The 17193-nt window shown below is 42.1% G+C and carries 17 protein-coding genes and 1 pseudogene; 13 read left to right on the forward strand and 5 right to left on the reverse strand.

The window, feature by feature from the left end:
- Window positions 1–272 precede the first annotated feature (272 nt).
- From AADY36_RS09925 to AADY36_RS09955, 7 genes are all read left to right on the forward strand, one after another.
- Window positions 273–1487, forward strand: a complete 1215-nt coding sequence (locus tag AADY36_RS09925; protein ID WP_342408926.1) for an acetate kinase — start codon at window positions 273–275, stop codon at window positions 1485–1487.
- 4 nt (window positions 1488–1491) lie between these two features.
- A complete protein-coding gene (gene pta, locus AADY36_RS09930; protein ID WP_054561268.1) occupies window positions 1492–3648 on the forward strand; it encodes a phosphate acetyltransferase in 2157 nt (718 codons plus the stop codon).
- Window positions 3649–3857: 209 nt separating this feature from the next.
- Window positions 3858–4250 carry an ACT domain-containing protein gene (locus AADY36_RS09935; protein ID WP_054552960.1) on the forward strand — a complete coding sequence of 131 codons (393 nt, stop codon included), beginning with the start codon at window positions 3858–3860 and terminating at the stop codon, window positions 4248–4250.
- Between the two features lie 3 nt (window positions 4251–4253).
- Window positions 4254–4751 carry a PTS glucose transporter subunit IIA gene (locus AADY36_RS09940; RefSeq protein ID WP_054561267.1) on the forward strand — a complete coding sequence of 166 codons (498 nt, stop codon included), beginning with the start codon at window positions 4254–4256 and terminating at the stop codon, window positions 4749–4751.
- A 5-nt stretch (window positions 4752–4756) separates the two neighbouring features.
- The gene (locus tag AADY36_RS09945) at window positions 4757–5101 is read left to right on the forward strand and encodes an ArsC family reductase (protein WP_054561266.1); all 345 of its coding nucleotides are present in this window, start codon (window positions 4757–4759) and stop codon (window positions 5099–5101) included.
- On the forward strand, window positions 5101–6231 hold the full coding sequence (gene dapE, locus AADY36_RS09950) for a succinyl-diaminopimelate desuccinylase (RefSeq protein ID WP_342408927.1): 1131 nt from the start codon (window positions 5101–5103) through the stop codon (window positions 6229–6231). The genes AADY36_RS09945 and dapE overlap by 1 nt, the downstream gene beginning before the upstream one ends.
- Window positions 6228–6908: a M15 family metallopeptidase gene (locus AADY36_RS09955; RefSeq protein ID WP_342408928.1), complete on the forward strand. Its 681-nt coding sequence runs from the start codon at window positions 6228–6230 to the stop codon at window positions 6906–6908. The genes dapE and AADY36_RS09955 overlap by 4 nt, the downstream gene beginning before the upstream one ends.
- On the opposite strand, the gene AADY36_RS09960 is transcribed toward AADY36_RS09955, so the two are convergent.
- Window positions 6895–7764, reverse strand: coding sequence for a DMT family transporter (locus AADY36_RS09960; RefSeq protein ID WP_342408929.1), 870 nt, complete (start codon window positions 7762–7764; stop codon window positions 6895–6897). The genes AADY36_RS09955 and AADY36_RS09960 overlap by 14 nt on opposite strands.
- Window positions 7765–7901: 137 nt before the next feature.
- On the opposite strand from AADY36_RS09960, the gene AADY36_RS09965 reads away from it, so the two are divergent.
- Genes AADY36_RS09965 through AADY36_RS09980 form a run of 4 tightly spaced genes read left to right on the forward strand, consistent with a single transcriptional unit; the run spans window position 7902 to window position 10802 of the window.
- Window positions 7902–9266, forward strand: coding sequence for a COG3014 family protein (locus AADY36_RS09965; RefSeq protein WP_342408930.1), 1365 nt, complete (start codon window positions 7902–7904; stop codon window positions 9264–9266).
- Window positions 9267–9274: 8 nt separating this feature from the next.
- Window positions 9275–9700, forward strand: coding sequence for a YcfL family protein (locus AADY36_RS09970; protein WP_054552954.1), 426 nt, complete (start codon window positions 9275–9277; stop codon window positions 9698–9700).
- Window positions 9701–9710: 10 nt separating this feature from the next.
- The gene (gene lpoB, locus AADY36_RS09975; protein ID WP_055021126.1) at window positions 9711–10322 is read left to right on the forward strand and encodes a penicillin-binding protein activator LpoB; all 612 of its coding nucleotides are present in this window, start codon (window positions 9711–9713) and stop codon (window positions 10320–10322) included.
- A 12-nt stretch (window positions 10323–10334) separates the two neighbouring features.
- A complete protein-coding gene (locus AADY36_RS09980) occupies window positions 10335–10802 on the forward strand; it encodes a glycine zipper 2TM domain-containing protein (RefSeq protein WP_055021127.1) in 468 nt (155 codons plus the stop codon).
- A gap of 25 nt (window positions 10803–10827) precedes the next feature.
- Here the strand turns inward: AADY36_RS09980 and AADY36_RS09985 are convergent, their stop codons facing one another.
- Complete coding sequence (locus AADY36_RS09985; RefSeq protein ID WP_054552951.1) at window positions 10828–12045, reverse strand: pyridoxal phosphate-dependent aminotransferase; 1218 nt, start codon at window positions 12043–12045, stop codon at window positions 10828–10830.
- Between the two features lie 93 nt (window positions 12046–12138).
- Window positions 12139–12483 (reverse strand): annotated as a pseudogene (locus tag AADY36_RS09990) (Hpt domain-containing protein).
- A 129-nt stretch (window positions 12484–12612) separates the two neighbouring features.
- Here AADY36_RS09990 and AADY36_RS09995 point away from each other — a divergent pair.
- Both AADY36_RS09995 and AADY36_RS10000 read left to right on the forward strand, forming a co-directional pair.
- Window positions 12613–13212 carry a tRNA-uridine aminocarboxypropyltransferase gene (locus AADY36_RS09995; protein ID WP_342408931.1) on the forward strand — a complete coding sequence of 200 codons (600 nt, stop codon included), beginning with the start codon at window positions 12613–12615 and terminating at the stop codon, window positions 13210–13212.
- Window positions 13212–13988: a CLCA_X family protein gene (locus AADY36_RS10000; RefSeq protein WP_342408932.1), complete on the forward strand. Its 777-nt coding sequence runs from the start codon at window positions 13212–13214 to the stop codon at window positions 13986–13988. Before AADY36_RS09995 ends, AADY36_RS10000 begins: the two co-directional genes overlap by 1 nt.
- Here the strand turns inward: AADY36_RS10000 and AADY36_RS10005 are convergent.
- Together AADY36_RS10005 and dcd are read right to left on the reverse strand one after the other, a co-directional pair.
- Window positions 13954–16449 (reverse strand): EAL domain-containing protein, encoded by a 2496-nt coding sequence (locus tag AADY36_RS10005; protein ID WP_342408933.1) that lies wholly within the window; start codon window positions 16447–16449, stop codon window positions 13954–13956. The genes AADY36_RS10000 and AADY36_RS10005 overlap by 35 nt on opposite strands.
- A gap of 133 nt (window positions 16450–16582) precedes the next feature.
- Window positions 16583–17170: a dCTP deaminase gene (gene dcd / locus AADY36_RS10010; protein WP_055021131.1), complete on the reverse strand. Its 588-nt coding sequence runs from the start codon at window positions 17168–17170 to the stop codon at window positions 16583–16585.
- Between the last annotated feature and the right edge of the window lie 23 nt (window positions 17171–17193).

A 17193-nucleotide genomic window follows, 5' to 3' on the forward strand; every position in this document is an offset into this window, starting at 1 on the left:
CAACTTGTTTCACAACCGAGTGTAACACACTCCCGGATACAATCCCTGCAAAACCTGTCCTAGTTTTAATACCAAATTAATGGTTAGGAGACTAACGTTTAAAGTCTAAATGAGATAAAATGTTATCGGCTTAAGTCAACCAGACTTTAGTATAATTACAGCCTAGCTTTGTTAAGTGTAGCAACAAAATACTTATTTACTATACTGGCAAAGAATTCTAATTATCAAGCCTTAATATACACTGACTGATATCGTACTTTTAGGACCTAGCTATGTCGACGCCCCTTTGCTCACCACAACATGTTTTAGTACTGAACTGTGGTAGTTCAAGTTTAAAATTTGCCATTTTAGATGCCGCCACTTCTGACGAAGTTATTTCTGGTTTAGCTGAGCGCCTTGGCTCAGACACGCCTTCAATCAAATATAAATACAATGGTGAAAAACAACTTATTGAGCTTGCAAAGGGCCAAGCCCACGATGCAGCAATTGCTGAGCTTGTGAAGCTAGTTAATAAGCTAGGCCTTGCAGATAATTTAATTGCTGTGGGTCATCGTGTTGTGCACGGTGGTGAGCATTTCACCGAATCTGTGCTTATTGACGATGATGTACTTGCAGCTATCGAAAAAACAGCCGCACTTGCTCCACTTCATAACCCAGCCAACTTACTGGGCATTCGCACTGCACAGCAAGCGTTCTCAGCGCTGCCACAAATTGCTGTATTTGATACGGCATTTCACCAAAGCATGCCAAATATTGCTTACTTATACGCCCTACCTTACTCGCTTTATAAAGAGCACGGCGTAAGACGTTATGGGTTCCATGGCACGAGCCATTATTATGTTGCAGGTGAAGCGGCAAAAATGCTCGGCAAAGAGCGCGAGCAAACCAATGTGATCAGTGCACATTTAGGTAATGGTTGTTCGGTATGTGCGATTAAAGATGGTAAGAGTGTTGATACCAGTATGGGCCTTACACCGCTTGAAGGCTTAGTGATGGGTACCCGCAGTGGTAGTATCGACCCGGGTTTATTCACGTTTTTAACTCAGCAACTAAATTATTCAGTGCAAGAAATTGATGATTTACTTAATAAGCAAAGTGGTTTGTTAGGTATTAGTGAATTATCAAATGACTGTCGCACTATTGAAGAAGCCGCTGTTGAAGGTCACCCGCAGGCGAACCTTGCACTCGATATTTTCTGCTACCGCTTAGCAAAGCAAATCGCCGCATTCTTAGTACCTGTACAACGCCTTGATGCACTTATTTTCACCGGTGGTATTGGTGAAAACTCAGACATCATTCGTGACAAAGTAATCACTCAATTAGGCTTTTTAGGCCTTGAGTGTGACAAAGCTGCAAACTTAGCGGCACGTTTTGGTAAAGAAGGCTTAATTTCAAAAGGCCAAGCGCATGCTAAAGCGTTTGTGATCCCGACTAACGAAGAATGGGTTATTGCTAACGATGCAGCCCGCATTGCAAAGGAGGGTTAAGTATATGGCACGTAGAATTATGTTGATCCCTATTTCGACTGGGGTTGGTTTAACATCTGTTTCTGTTGGTTTAGTGCGTGCACTTGAGCAAAAAGCGCTTAAAGTGAACTTTTTCAAACCAATTGCACAGCCACGCTCTGGCGATACAGGTCCTGAAAAGTCGACGCAAATTGTCACCCATGGCTCGCCAATTAATCCGCCGACACCATTTGAGCTTAGCTATGCAGAGCAAATGATTGGTGATGGTAAAGGCGACGATTTACTAGAAGAAATCGTAGAGCGCTTTGAAAGCACCATTAAAGAAGACGAAATTGCTATTATCGAAGGTATGGTTCCAACACGTCGTCAGCCTTATGCTGGCCGTGTAAACCGTGAAATCGCGCAAACACTGGGTGCTGATATTGTTTTTGTTTTAACACCTAGTAACGATAGCAACGACCAAATTGAAGACCGTTTAGAAATTGCCTCAGGCAACTATGGCGGTGTTAACCACCCTCGCGTGCTAGGTTGTATTTTCAATAAAGTTAATGCACCTTTAGATGACGAAGGTCGCGCCCGTGCAGACCTTGTTGAAGCCCATGAGCCTGAGCAACTTGAAAACGAATTAAACCGTTTAGCATCACTGCCTATTTTCAGAAAACACCCATTTAAGTTATTAGGTTCAATCCCGTGGGATTTCGACCTAGTAGCGCCACGTGTGCGTGATTTATGTGAATACCTAAAGGCCGAAGTTATTAACGAAGGCGACATGGCTCATCGTCGTTTACGTCGCGTTACTTTCTGTGCTCGCACTGTATCGAATATTTTAAGCCACTTTACCCCGGGTGCATTACTAGTTACTCCGGGCGATCGCTCTGATGTACTCGTTGCCGCTTGTTTATCAGCCATGAATGGTACCAAACTTGGGGCTATTTTATTAACCGGTGGCTTTAAACCTGAAGATCGCATTATGAAATTGTGCGAACAAGCTATGAATACCGGCCTACCAATCCTGGCAACACAAGAAGATACGTGGCGCACGTCTTTATTACTGCACAACTTCAATATGGAAGTACCGTGCGATGATGACCAACGTATCGATAAAGTAAAAGATCACAACGCTAGTAACATTGACTCTGACTGGTTAGACAGCCTGGCACAAAGTGTTGGCCGAACTCGTAAAATGTCTCCGCCAGCGTTTCGCTTCTTACTAACAGATAAAGCCCGTCAAGCGAAGAAAACGGTTGTTTTACCTGAAGGTAATGAGCCGCGCACGATTAAAGCCGCAGCAATTTGTGGTCAACGTGGCATTGCAAAAACAATCCTACTTGGTGACAAAGAAGAGATTTTACGAATTGCTGAGCAACAAGGTGTTGAGCTTAACGATAACGTAACCATTGTTGAGCCAAGTGATGTGATCAACGATTACGTTGCGCCTATGGTCGAAATTCGTAAAAACAAAGGCTTAACAGAAGTGGTTGCCCAAGAGCAATTACTGGATAACGTGGTGCTTGGTACTATGATGCTTGAGCAAGGCAAAGTAGATGGCCTTGTGTCGGGTGCTGTTAACACTACAGCGAATACGATTCGCCCACCGCTACAGTTAATTAAAACTGCACCGGGTTCATCGTTGGTATCATCAGTGTTCTTTATGTTGTTACCTGATCAAGTTCTGGTATACGGTGACTGTGCTATCAACCCTGATCCAACGGCAGAGCAACTGGCCGATATCGCGATTCAATCAGCGGATTCAGCGGCTGCGTTTGGTATTGAACCTCGTGTTGCAATGATCAGCTACAGTACGGGTACTTCGGGTTCAGGCGCTGACGTAGAAAAAGTGCGTGAAGCCACTAAGCTTGCCCAGCAAAAGCGCCCTGATTTAGTAATTGATGGCCCGCTTCAGTACGACGCTGCAATTATGGAAAACGTAGCACTTAAGAAAGCACCAGACAGCCCGGTTGCAGGTAAAGCAACAGTGTTTGTATTCCCTGATTTAAATACGGGTAATACAACCTATAAAGCCGTACAACGTAGTGCCGATTTAATTAGTATTGGCCCAATGCTGCAAGGTATGCGTAAGCCGGTAAATGACTTGAGTCGTGGTGCATTAGTAGACGATATTGTTTACACCATTGCCCTTACAGCGATTCAAGCTAAGCAAGTTGAAAGCTTAGAAAATTAACCCTTCAAAATTTAGGCTAATTTATAAAACCCTTATAAATTAGCCTATTAACTTCTTTATACTGACCTATTCCCATATTTATCCACAGAATCTGTGGACAACCTCAACAGCGATATTGAGTAAAACCTCAGCAATCAAAATTATTGCGCTTTATCTTAACTTTGTTTACCTATACTATAAATTCAAAGGCTTCAAAGATAGGATCGCAGATGTCAAAACAAACGTTACAACTTCATAGTGAAGAACTTACCATTCATAGTTTAGATGTCGATGCGACGATTGATCCTGCCTTACTCCAACAAGCTATTTTCTTTATTGCAAAAACGGCTGATGAGCTGTCTATTGTTTGCCCTAGTAGTTTTCAGCTCGACAGTCTTGATCAAGAAACCGACTGGCAAGCACTTGAAGTTATTGGCCCACTTGGTTTTTCGTTAACTGGTATTATGGCGAATATTTCTGGCGTGTTAGCAAAAGCGTCGATCTCGATTTTTGCTTTATCAACCTACGATACAGATTATGTATTGGTGAAAAAGCAAAGTATGGCCAAAGCTATTACAGCCCTGAAAAAAGACGGTTACCATGTGCTAGGTGATGTTAAATAAGCCATGACTAACGAAGTTCAATACTTACCCGAACGCAGCCTCAGAAAAGCACGCTGCATGGCCATTAAAAGCCCATTTACTGGGCGTGTAAAAAGCATTAGCGAACACCCTGAGCCATTTTTTCGTTTTGCCACCCTTGGCCCAGGGATTAGTGTTGAATTAACTAGCCACAACATCATCGCGCCATTCGATGGCACCCTATTACAAGTTAAAAATGCCGGTAAAGAATACATTTTACAGGCAAAAAACGGTTTAAAAGTTTTATTAAACTTATCGTTTTCATCGGTTGAAGAACATATCAACCACACCAATATTGCTAAATTAAACGGCAGTAAAATTAGCAAAGGTGAACGATTAGCCTATTTTGATTTACGCGAGCTGAGCAGCCCTATGCTTGGCACACTGTGCGTTCTCAATAGCCAACACCTTGGACCCCTATATTATTCACTATCTCAGGTCACTGCTGGGGTAGACACATTACTCACTGTAACTAAAAAGTAGAATTTATGACTATCATGTACGGTATCAGCAATTGCGATACAATCAAAAAAGCCAAGAAATATTTAACTGATAACAATCAAGAATTTACTTTCCATGATTACCGTAAAGACGGCATTAGTGCTGAGCTAGTTAACGAATTTGCAGCGCACATTGATTGGCAAGATTTAGTTAATAAACGCGGCACAACTTATCGCCAATTATCTGATGAACAAAAGCAAAACCTAGATAAAGAATCTGCATTAGCATTACTGGTTGAGCAACCAGCGATGATCAAGCGCCCGGTACTTGTGCATAACGGCCAATACCACTTAGGTTTTAAAGCAGCTCAATACGATGAGATTTTTGCCTAATGACTCAGCCTGTTATTGAACTTGCTCAAGCGCTTATTCAGCGTGAATCAGTAACGCCTGAAGATGCTGGTTGCCAAGCGTTAATGAACGAACGCCTTGAAAAACTAGGCTTTAATATTGAATCACTGTTTTTCACTGATACCTTGAATACTTGGGCTCGTAAGGGGGATGCGTCACCGCATTTTTGTTTTGCAGGTCACACAGATGTTGTACCAACAGGCCCTGCAAAAAATTGGCAGCACCCGCCTTTTTCTGCACTGGTAAAAGACGGCATGTTACATGGCCGCGGTGCAGCCGATATGAAAGGCTCTTTAGCTGCCATGGTAGTTGCCACAGAGCGTTTTGTGGCTAAGCACCCAGATCATAAAGGGTCAATTTCGTTTTTAATTACTTCTGATGAAGAAGGCCCGTTTATCAACGGCACAACCCGTGTTATCGATACTCTTGAAGCACGTGGTGAGAAGATTGATTTATGCCTAGTTGGCGAACCATCTTCACGTGATGTACTTGGCGATGTGGTAAAAAATGGACGTCGAGGTTCATTAACTGGCTTTTTAACCGTGAAAGGTGTGCAAGGCCATGTTGCTTACCCGCATTTAGCGCAAAACCCGATTCATTTAGCTGCTCCTGCGTTAACTGAGCTGAGTCAAACCGAGTGGGATCAAGGTAACGAATTTTTCCCTGCAACCAGCTTTCAAGTTTCGAATATTAACGGCGGCACCGGTGCCGGTAACGTGATCCCTGGTGAGCTTGAAATTCAATTTAACTTTCGCTTTAGCACTGAAGTGACTCACCAAGAACTACAACAGCGAGTCGTAGAAATTGTTGAGAAACACAACCTGAATTACGAGCTAAATTGGATTGTTAATGGACTGCCGTTTTTAACCGATCATGGTCCGTTAGTTGATGCCACCGTGCACGCTATTAAGCAGGTGACTGGACGCGACACCGCGCTTGAAACCACCGGCGGTACTTCTGATGGCCGTTTTATTGCGCAAACGGGTGCCAAAGTCATTGAGCTTGGTCCGCGTAATGAAACTATTCATAAAGTAGATGAATGTGTTAGCACGGATGATTTAATTCAACTAGCTGATATTTACGAAGTCATTTTAGAGCAACTGCTTACATGAACCAAACCGAGCTTAAACAATGTGCCACGGGGTTAAGTAGCTCACATTTAGTTGAGCTACAAAATCATCGCTTGCATCGTGATATTGTTAATGATTTTTTAGCTCTGCAGCAGGGAGCAAAAGAAGCAGGTATTGATCTGACAATTGCCTCAAGCTTTCGAGACTTTCATCGTCAAAGTGCTATTTGGAATGCTAAATTTCAGGGCCTTCGACCGGTTTACACCCTAAAGCAACAAACGGTAGATTTAGAAAGCCTAAGTGATACTGAAAAGTGCCACGCTATTATGCTTTACTCAGCACTTCCGGGGGCAAGCAGGCACCACTTTGGTACCGACCTCGACATTTACGATACCCGCCCTATTGACGATGATTACGAGCTGCAATTAACGCCTGATGAGTATTCGCCCACAGGGCCCTTTGCCAAGCTTGCTGCATGGCTTGACGATAACCTAGAAAAGTATGGTTTTTATCGCCCTTACCAAGAGTACAAAGGTGGGGTTGCCCCTGAGCCTTGGCATATTAGTCATATTGGTGTATCTGCAAAGATGATGCAGTATCTGTCAGTTGCAACATTACAGCAATCTATTGAACAAAATGAGCTTAGCGGCAAGCAAGCGATACTAACTGAACTTAACACCCTGTATGAACGCTACGTGTTAAATATTAATACGCCCTAATTTTAGCCATTAAAAATACCAGTACAGCGCCAAGAATTAAGGCGCTGGCTACAACTAAACGCGCTGTTAATTGCTCATCTAAAACCATCACCCCAGCTAATGTGGCAAGCACAGGCACGGTTAGCTGCACCACCCCTGCTTGGCTACTTTTAAGCCTAGGTAGTGCAATGTACCAAATGCTATAGCCAAGCCCAGATGCAAGCGCTCCTGAAGCTATCGCCAAATAAACCCCACTCGCAGTAATACCTTGCCAATCAACCATAGCTAAAATCACTAAAATTGGCACAAGTATTAAACTTCTTAGAAAGTTAAAGCTGGTTGCTTGCAACGGTGAGCTGCATGATTTTCCGCGAATACTGTAACCCCCCCATGCCACGCCACTTAACGCCATGAGCATTGCTGGCATGAAAGAAGGCACTGTGGCTGAGGGCAGCATTAAGTAAATAAAACCCGCAAAAGCGACAAACAAAGCCCCCCACTGTACTTTACTGAGTGGCTCTTTATTTAAAACACTATGGCCAATCATGGTTAATTGTACTGCCGAAAATAAGATAAGTGCGCCTGTGCCTGTGTTTAAATCAACATAGGCAACTGAAAAGCACAGCGCGTAAACAAATAAACTAAGGGCACTGATATTGTTACCTTTATCGGTTAAAGGTTTAGCTGATTGTGATTTTGTTTTCTTTAGCTTTGTTTGCCATAAAAGTAAGCCTAGTAACATAAACGCTCCACTTGCTAAGCGAATGGCAGTAAAACTTAACGGATCAATATCACCACTTTGTAATGCCATTCGGCACAGCAAAGAGTTAGCTGCAAACGCACAAAGTGCAATCAAGGTATACAGTACGGTGCTCAACAAATGAGTTATCCTTTTGGTTTTAAAAAAGATAAGACCTAAAATTAGACAATTAACTTACGATTTTTTACATAATTTATCATAGAAGGTTAAGCCGCGTATGCTAATCTCAGTACATTGTTTAAAAGGAGTGTTCAGTGCATCGACGTTTATTTATTGGAGCTGCTCTACTGTTATCTGGTTGCAGTACCATAGGTATTACTGATCTATTCCAAGATTATGCGACGCAGCTAAGACCTGTGCGCCAAGCTGTTTCTCAAAATAACATAGCAAGTGCGCAGCAACTTTTGCCAAGTAACAGCCGAGGCCATAGTAACTATTTATTAAATCAGCTTGAAACGGCTCGTCTTGAATTTTTGGCTAAACAAAATTCCGAGGCCAATGAGACCTTTGAAGCTGTTTATCAAAATATGGAAAAAAAGCGTCAAGCAGCCAAAGTACAGCTAAGTGCAGGCCTTGAGCAAACAAATTCATTATTAACCAATGACTCAGTGATTGGTTATGAGCCAGCAGCCTATGAAATGACCATGCTGCATAGCTACAAAGCACTGAGTTATGTTTTTGATAAACAACTTGAATCTGCATTAGTTGAAGTTAGGCGTGCTAATAAAGTGCAAGAAGATGCACTTAAAGACAATCAAGCCGCACTTGATGAACAAGCAGAAAAGGCAGCCGAAGGCTACCCTGATATGGCCGAGCTAATTGGCAATGTTAAAAATGGCTTTCAAAATGCCTTTACGTTTTATTTGTCTGGCCTACTTTATGAGGCAGATAAACAGTTTGATGATGCCTATATCGATTATAAGAAAGCACTCGAAATAAATAGCGAAAATAGTTACTTACAGCAAACAGTGTTACGCCTTGCCAAAAAACAAGGGTTTGATCAGGACTTTGAAGAATTTAGCAAACGCTTTGGCAAGCTAAAGCTGACTCAAGCAAACACGGGCCAAGTAATTGTAATTGCAGAGCAAGGTTTGATACCAGCAAGGCAAGAGTTTCATTTACGATTACCCATTTATACCTCCCGTGGTGATGCACGCTTTTACAGTATTGCGATGCCAGTTTACCGCGATGCGCCTTATGCGGGCAGTGATAAAACAGTGACGTTCGATGGCGAAAATTTGCCACTGACGCCCATTGTTAGGCTTGAAGCGTTGGCAGCAAAGACGTTAAAAGATCAAAGTGCTGGCAGAATAACCCGCCAAATTATGCGTTTGGTTGCGAAAGAAAAGATGCGTGCAGAATTGGCAAGAAGCGGCGGCGATGTCGGTAATATTTTAGCGAATATTTATAACATTGCATCAGAGCAGGCTGATACGCGAAGCTGGTCGACTTTACCTAGTCAACTGAGTATTGCGCAGCACGCGATGCCAGCAGGTCAGCACGCTTTAACCGTGCCAGGGTATGGCGAAATAGACTTTACGGTTAGTAAGCAAGGGTTAACCTTGATTTTTCTAACCTCTATAAATAACTACTACGACACACATGTCGTACAACTCTAGGAGCAATGATGAAATACTTAGTGCCACTATTAACCATTTTACTTGTTGCGGCTTGCTCCTCACGCCCTACCACTTCTGGCATTGGTGTTGAGCAGGCATCACAACAGTATAACCAACAACTGATTGTTAATAACCCTGAACTTGGCAAGAAATTAGCCATTACAGATGTAAAAACACGCCAAACAAATGGCTTAACAGATGTTGTTGTGACACTGGCAAGCCAGTACAAAAAGTCTCAATACTTACAGTATCAATTTACTTGGTATGACGCTGATGGCTTTGTTATTCGCGGCAACCACTCACCTTGGCAACCTATTACATTATTTGGATTTGCTAAGACCCAATTACCGGGCCTAGCCCCGACAGCAAATGCTGTCACCTTCTCGCTTGCAGTGCGTGAAGTGTCAACAGAAGCACAAGAATTTGAAGATTAAGGATACTACAATGAAATTACTTTCTGTTAAGTCGGCTGCGGCCGTTGCAATAACAAGCGCTTTGTTGCTGTCTGGTTGTGCTAACAAAGCAGTTGTTAGCTATGGTGATGCGCAAGCCGTAGAAACCACAGATATCAACTTTGGTTCAACGGATCTACAAAAAGTAGCAAGCCAAATGACAGACTCGTTACTTGCTTCACCTGTGGTTGGTACCATGACAGCAAATACCCGCCCTATCGTGTTTGTTGAGCGTATTAAAAACAAAACGAGCGAGCACATTGATACTGAATCAATCACCGATTCAATCTCAACACAGTTATTACGCAGTGGTAAGTTCCGCTTTGTTGATATGACCCGTGTTGAAGCTGTGCGCGAACAACTTAACTTCCAAAACGTTGACCCACTTGTAAATCCAAATACCGCTATTGCCTTTGGCCAGCAAGTTGGTGCGCAATATATGTTATACGGTAACTTATCGAGCATTGTTAAATCGAATGCTGACAAGGCTGATGTGTATTATAAATTCACTATGCGTTTAATGGATTTAAAAAGCGGCCTAGTTGAATGGGCTGATGAAACTGAAATCCGCAAAACACGTGAGAAATCAACTTTTGGCTGGTAGTCAGGAGGGTTTATGAAATACCTAGTAGCAATCCTAGCAAGCTGTTTATTACTGAGCTCGCCAAGTTATGCTGACTATCAGCGTAACAAAGCAGTACCTGTACAACAGGTGTTGTTTGGCTCAGTACAGTCAGTGCGAACCATTACTGAACAAGAACTGGTCAGAGATAAAACCAACGGCTGGGAAACGTTTGGTGGTGCGCTTATTGGCGGCGTTATCGGTAACCAGTTTGGTGGCGGCAGTGGCCGTACTGTAGCAACCATTTTAGGCTCAATGATTGGTGGCTCTGTTGCCCACAACCGCCAACAAAACAGTCGCGTTATACAGTATCAGCTCGTTGAATTGATGATCAAAGTAGAAAGCGGCGAACAATTTATGGTTGTGCAAGATAAAGACAACCAAATGCTGTTCAACCAAGGTGATAAAGTACGTTTGGTGTACCTCACCGATAACACGGTGCGTGTTGATAAAGCTTATTAAAAAAGCGAGCCTCGGCTCGCTTTTTTTAGCTTTGTCGATAATCAGCAAAGAATCGCTGCATCTTGCTCATGGCTTCTGTTAAATCATCTTTGTTTGGTAAAAATACCAATCTGAAATGATCAGGATCAGGCCAGTTAAATGCGCGACCATGCACTAATAAGATTTTCTCAGCTTTGAGTAAATCTAAAATCATGCGCTCATCATCTTTAATGTTAAAGTGCGCCGTATCCACTTTCGCAAAAGCGTAAAGCGCCCCTTTAGGCTTTTTACAGCTAATACCATCAATGGCATTTAAGCCACGCCATGCAATATCACGCTGCACATACAATCGACCACCAGGGTTTATCAAGTTATCGATTGACTGCACACCGCCTAAAGCTTGTTGAATAGCATACTGAGCAGGTACATTGGCACATAAGCGCATTGATGCCAGCATATCTAGGCCACGGCTTAAGTCGTCCATCATGCTAGTACGACCGCTTAACACCATCCAGCCCATACGCAATCCCGCAGCGCGGTACGTTTTTGCTAGGCCATTAAAGGTGATAATTGGCACATCATCACACAGCGCACCAATCGAGCTGTGGCTGACACCGTCATACAAGATTTTCTCGTAAATTTCATCGCTCAGTAACAATAACTTGTGCTCGCGAGCAATATTGATAAGTTCCATCAACAGATCATCACTATACACCGCCCCTGTTGGGTTATTCGGGTTTATAAGCACCAACGCTTTGGTCTTTGAGGTGATCTTCGATTTAATATCAGCAATATCAGGGAACCAATCTTGTTCTTCATCACATAGATAATGCACAGGGTTACCCCCTGCTAATTTAACCGATGCAGTCCATAGCGGATAATCCGGTGCAGGAATAAGCACTTCATCGTCATTATCAAGTAATGCTTGTGTGGTCATTTGAATTAATTCGCTGACCCCATTGCCGATATAAATATTATCGACATCAAGATTAAATAATCCGCGTTGCTGATAGTGTTGATAGACAGCCACACGGGCTGAGTAGAGGCCTTTAGAGTCACAGTAGCCTTGGGCTGAATATAAGTTACGAATGATATCTTTGTGCATATCTTCAGGCATATCAAAGCCAAAGGCAGCTGGGTTGCCAATGTTTAGCTTTAATACTTTTTGCCCTTCGTCTTCCATTTTTCGAGCTTGTGCAAGCACAGGCCCACGTATGTCATAACAGACACCGTCTAGTTTGTGACTCTTTTTGATTTGTGACATGGTTACCTCTACTAATTAGCCTTAAGACTAACCCAGTAAGGGGCCACCACGCCAGAGGATTATTGCGGTTATAACTGAAATAAATTCAAGTTTTTAGCGAGTAGCGAACCAAGCTTGTAATTTTTCTACAGAACCTGAAACTTGTTCATCAAGGGTTTGTGATTTTTCTTGTGCAGTGGCTACATCACCTTGGTTCAAGGTCAGTTCAATTTCTTGCGCAAGCGATGATAAACTTGCAGCACCAAATTGAGCTGCATTTGATTTTAAACTGTGTGCATGCCTTGCAGCTGCTTCGTTATCTGAACCAAGATTTGCAAGTACTTCAGAGCCTAAACGCTGAAATTCACTACAACAAAAGGTCAAGGTGTCGGCAAATTAGTCACCTAAAAGTGATTCCATCCCTTCCAGTGCACTCTCATCAATTGTGATTGTCGTCATCTTTATCCCTTAATCAAAAACGTAATTATATAAATCGCAACTTTAGCCGTTCATAGCTAAAAAGCAAACCTGCTTTGCGAGTTAAGCTCATGTATACTAGGCATAGTTTTGATTTACACCTGAGTTCGTATGGCTAGAGAATTGTGCTCACATTGTGGCTTTTCAGTTAAAACCTGTTTATGTGATTCAATAAGCATAATCAATAATAAACTAAAAATCATTATATTACGCCACCCTAGTGAGGAAAAAGTTACTAAGAACACCGCTAATTTACTGAATTTAGGCTTAGATAACTGCCAAATCATTGCAGGTGAGTCAGAACAAGACTTTTTACAGCTCGCAACATTGCCAAAAGCAACAACTGCGGTACTCTATCCTGCTGATAATGCATTATGTTTAGATGAACACACTGCCACTACAGATGCTTTCAAACAGTCTTTAACTCATTTAATTGTGATTGATGGTACGTGGAAAAAAGCCTACAAAATGCTGCAATTAACTCCAAGCCTTCAGGGGTTTCAGGCTGTGAGTTTTAAGCAAATACCACAAAACAAATACGTCATTCGTAAAGCACCACGCGCAGATAGTTTATCAACTTTAGAAGCAGTGGCTCATAGCCTTAAACTGATTGAAGGCCTTGATGTAACACCGCTATACAAATTATTAGCAGCACTGGTCGATAAGCAAACCCAACATATGCCAGATGATGTTAAGGCACGCTATTTATAATGCGTGTATCAAAACGGCTTAGTGTCGGTTTTCACCGTCAGGGACCAGATTACCGCTTTGATGATCAGGTCGATTTTGACGATATTCGCGATACCTTTGGTTTTCGTACCATGGTGGTTGGCAATTGGGTTAATAAGCAAGAGCGGCTATTAGCGGCGAATTTAATTTACGATGCCTTAGCTGATCTAGCGCAAATACTGACTTTACCCCCAACGGCAATAGGCCTTAGGGGAAAGCTTAATTTTGCCTTTGGTCATGGTGGCCAAAAAGGTGTGCAGGCTCATTACAATGCCCACAGTCAAACCCTTGCACTAGCAAAAAATGCCGGTGGTGGCGCTCTGGCACATGAATGGTTTCATGCGTTTGATCACCATATTTGTCAGCATTTATTTAAGAGCAGAAAAAGTATGCAATTTTGCTCAGCACTGTGGCTCGAACAGTCACCAGATTTGAGTCATCCACTTAATCAACACTTAAATGAGTTTTACCATCAGGTATTTTTAGACACCTCAGGTGAAAATCCAAATGCGTTCGTGAAGCAATCTATTGCTTTTGATAGGCAAGTAAAGCAACTTTATATGAGTATGCCTGAAGAACTAGCGGCTCGCTGTTTTGAAAAGTGTATTGCCATGCACCCTGATATAAAAAATAGCTTTTTAGTGAGTGGGTTATCGACAAGTGGCTTAATCTACCCAGATGAGCAGCATTCAATGCGCTGCTTTTCAGCACTGCTGAATTACTTTAATCAGTTAGGTTCGCTGTTGCATCAAGGCTAATTTCAACTTTCTGCACCTCGCTTATCCAAGTTAAGTAATCATCTGCACAAAGCGGTTTTGAAAAATAATACCCTTGTCCAAACTGGCAGCCATAACTTTGCAGCATTGCTAGGCTTTGCTCATCTTCAATACCCTCAGCAACAACATGTGCACCCAAAGTAGTGGCGATGTCACAGGTTGCCCGGCAGATACTCTGATCGTTCACTGAAAATGGCAGGTTTAACACAAATTGTTTATCTATTTTCACCTCATCAAAGCCTAGCTGGCTCAGATAAGCAAGCGATGAGTAGCCGGTACCAAAATCATCAATTGCTAGCTTTAAACCGATTAAACGATAGTCATCAAGTGTCGCTTTGATCTTTTTACTTTCCTCCAAAGTTGCAGATTCTGTAAGCTCCAGCATCACAGATTCGGCACGCACTTTTTGCTCATTTAAAATAGTGATTAAAAGCACGGGTAAGTCTTTATTTAATAAATCTTTTGCTGAAATATTAATAGAAATAACGTGATCGGGTATCAGTTTGCAAAACTTCGCTTGCCATTCAATGCCCCTTTCAACGACCCACTCTGTAAGCTGATTGATCACCCCTGCTGACTCTGCAATTGGAATAAATACATCTGGGCTTACTGCACCAAATACAGGATGCTGCCATCGCAGCAATGCTTCACAGCCCACTACTTTGCCTGTTTTCAAACATATCTGCGGCTGAAAGTGTAAGCTGAGTTGGTTCTCATCAATCGCAATTTTAAGTGCAGCAGCAATCGATAACCTTTGCTCAGAAAGGCGTGCAGTTTCTGAATCGAACATGCGCCAACGTTCACCTTGTAAACGCTTTTCAGACATAGCTTGTATCGCACATTGCAAGATTTGTTTCGCGGTATTGCCATGCATCGGGTAATAGGCAACCCCAATATCAACACTATCAACTAAATTAATATCTTCATGGGTGAGCCCTTCTTCAAAGACCCCATGGATCAAACATGCAAACTGCTCTATGTGACTTAGCTCAAGCTCGCCCATAATTAAACAGCCAAACGTACTGTCATCAACGTGAGCAAGCCACGCGCTTCTGCTTGCTTGAATTTCAAGCTTTAGTGCACTCATACTCTGTAGCTGAGTATTTAAGATACTTAATCTTTCATTGATACAAATATTGGCTTGCTCAAAACCAAATGTAGAGCGGGCATTTGAAAGTACATGAGGTTTAAATAATAAAACTGAAAAGTGTTGTTTCTGCGATACTTTCTTCACCATTTGCGCGAGTAAAAACTGCTTATTTGGTAGCTTAGTATCTGCATCATGTAACATGGAGTAGCTAAACGCTGAGATTTGCTGGCGATCTTTTAATAACAGTACGGAACATATCGCAAGTGATGCCATAAGTAAGATGGTGTTATGAACACCATGGTAACCAATGCCAAAGCCATTCCAGATAAATAGACTCAGCACTTGAATAACAATAGTTAAAAGCATAAAAACACGCAGGTGAGTACGGTTGTTTTTACGCTTAATCAAACTATAAAAGATTACAGAAGCAAAGCACAAAAAGCCCAAACAGCTGACTATAAAAAGCCACTGACGATTAAACTGAGGCAATAGTGATGACAACACGGCTGCGCTGAGTAAACAAACCATCATAGCTTGCCAAGCCTTTTTAAACGTAACTGTATAGGTATGGATCGCTAGAAAGTGATATAAAAAATAGCTTATAAAACATAATGCAAACTCATTAACAGGCCATTTTGCTTCCCAGTCTAAACCATCAACAAGATAGTTTATTAACCCGTTATCAATCAAAAATCCGATACAAACCAACACGAAGTACGCATCCAACACCAAGTATTTTGGTTGCTGCGATACAAAAAAATAGACAGCACATACAAACATACATAAAACTAGCACGCCTAAAATTGCGCCATAGCTTAAAATTATTTGATGTAAATTGGTTTCAAATATTTTGGCAGAAACCAACCCAACTTCTATCGTCAGTGCCCTATCGTGCTCAAAGTTAACCAATGCCCAGCGATGGCCCTGGCTATGCTCTATTAACCAGTGCGGTCGAACATTTGATAAGCTTTCGAGTGAAGCGAGTCGCTGATTATTGGTAGCCTGATAGTTTTCATCTAAAAGATAAAATTTAGCCCAGGTTAAATTAGGCTCACCAAGATAAACAACGTAATTATTATTGTCGGGTAGTTGGAATAAATCGATTATTAACCAATGAGATGTTTGCGGGGCAAGGCGAATAGAACTGCTTTCGAGTGCATTCAGCTTTTTAGCATTTTGTAGTGATTGTTCCAAGGATTCACTTAATTTGGCAAGTGGCTCAGCGGAGTCAAGCAGCCAAACTGACGCACTATCACTGGCAGCAAAAGTACTTACGCTGTGTAACAACACACAACACAGAAATACGAGCAATTTTTTTATAACCCGATGGACTTGCTTTCCAATAAAGTGCATTTTAGCTCCGTGCTTTAAACACCAGCTAAAAGTATGGGAGGAATACGCTTAAATTGCCAATTATGCAGGCTTTAATTAGGTAAAAAGTTCAGTAACAAAATGTTATGTGGCCCGAAAGCCACACAAACTCTAATTATTTATTATCATCACTGATACGACTTGCAACCGCCGAATTTTGATCTTTATATTTTGCGTCTTTACGAACGTTGTATGGGTTTTCAGCAGGGCTTGTCATGGTTTCAAAGCTCATGGCACCAATTTTCATCATTGGGCGAAGCGCCAGTGGCAATTTGCCTGAGTTATAAAACTCTAACACGATATTACCAGACCAACCCGGATCAATACGATGTGCTGTAACATGAACCATCAAACCAAGACGTGCTAACGATGAACGACCATCTAACCAACCAACAATATCTGCTGGTAATGTGACTTTTTCATGGGTGATAGCCAGTGCCAGTTCACCTGGGTGGAGGAAAAATGCTTCTTCTTCAGCAAGCACAATCTCATCACTCATGATTGATTCCATCGCCTTATTTAACTGATCTTTTGGACCACTTAAGTCAACATAGGCTGCGGTATGATCTTGGAAAACTCGAAACTTGTTGCCCAACCGCAAGTCTACCGTCACACCTGAAATCATTTCTTTACTCGGTGTAGGCTCTATAACAATGCGGCCTTCGTCAATATACTGCTGAATATGGGTATCTGATAATCTCATTTATTATTCTACCTAATACAACT

The sequence above is a fragment of the Pseudoalteromonas sp. D15MCD-2 genome (assembly GCF_038562745.1).
In the GTDB taxonomy this organism is placed as follows: Bacteria; Pseudomonadota; Gammaproteobacteria; order Enterobacterales; family Alteromonadaceae; genus Pseudoalteromonas.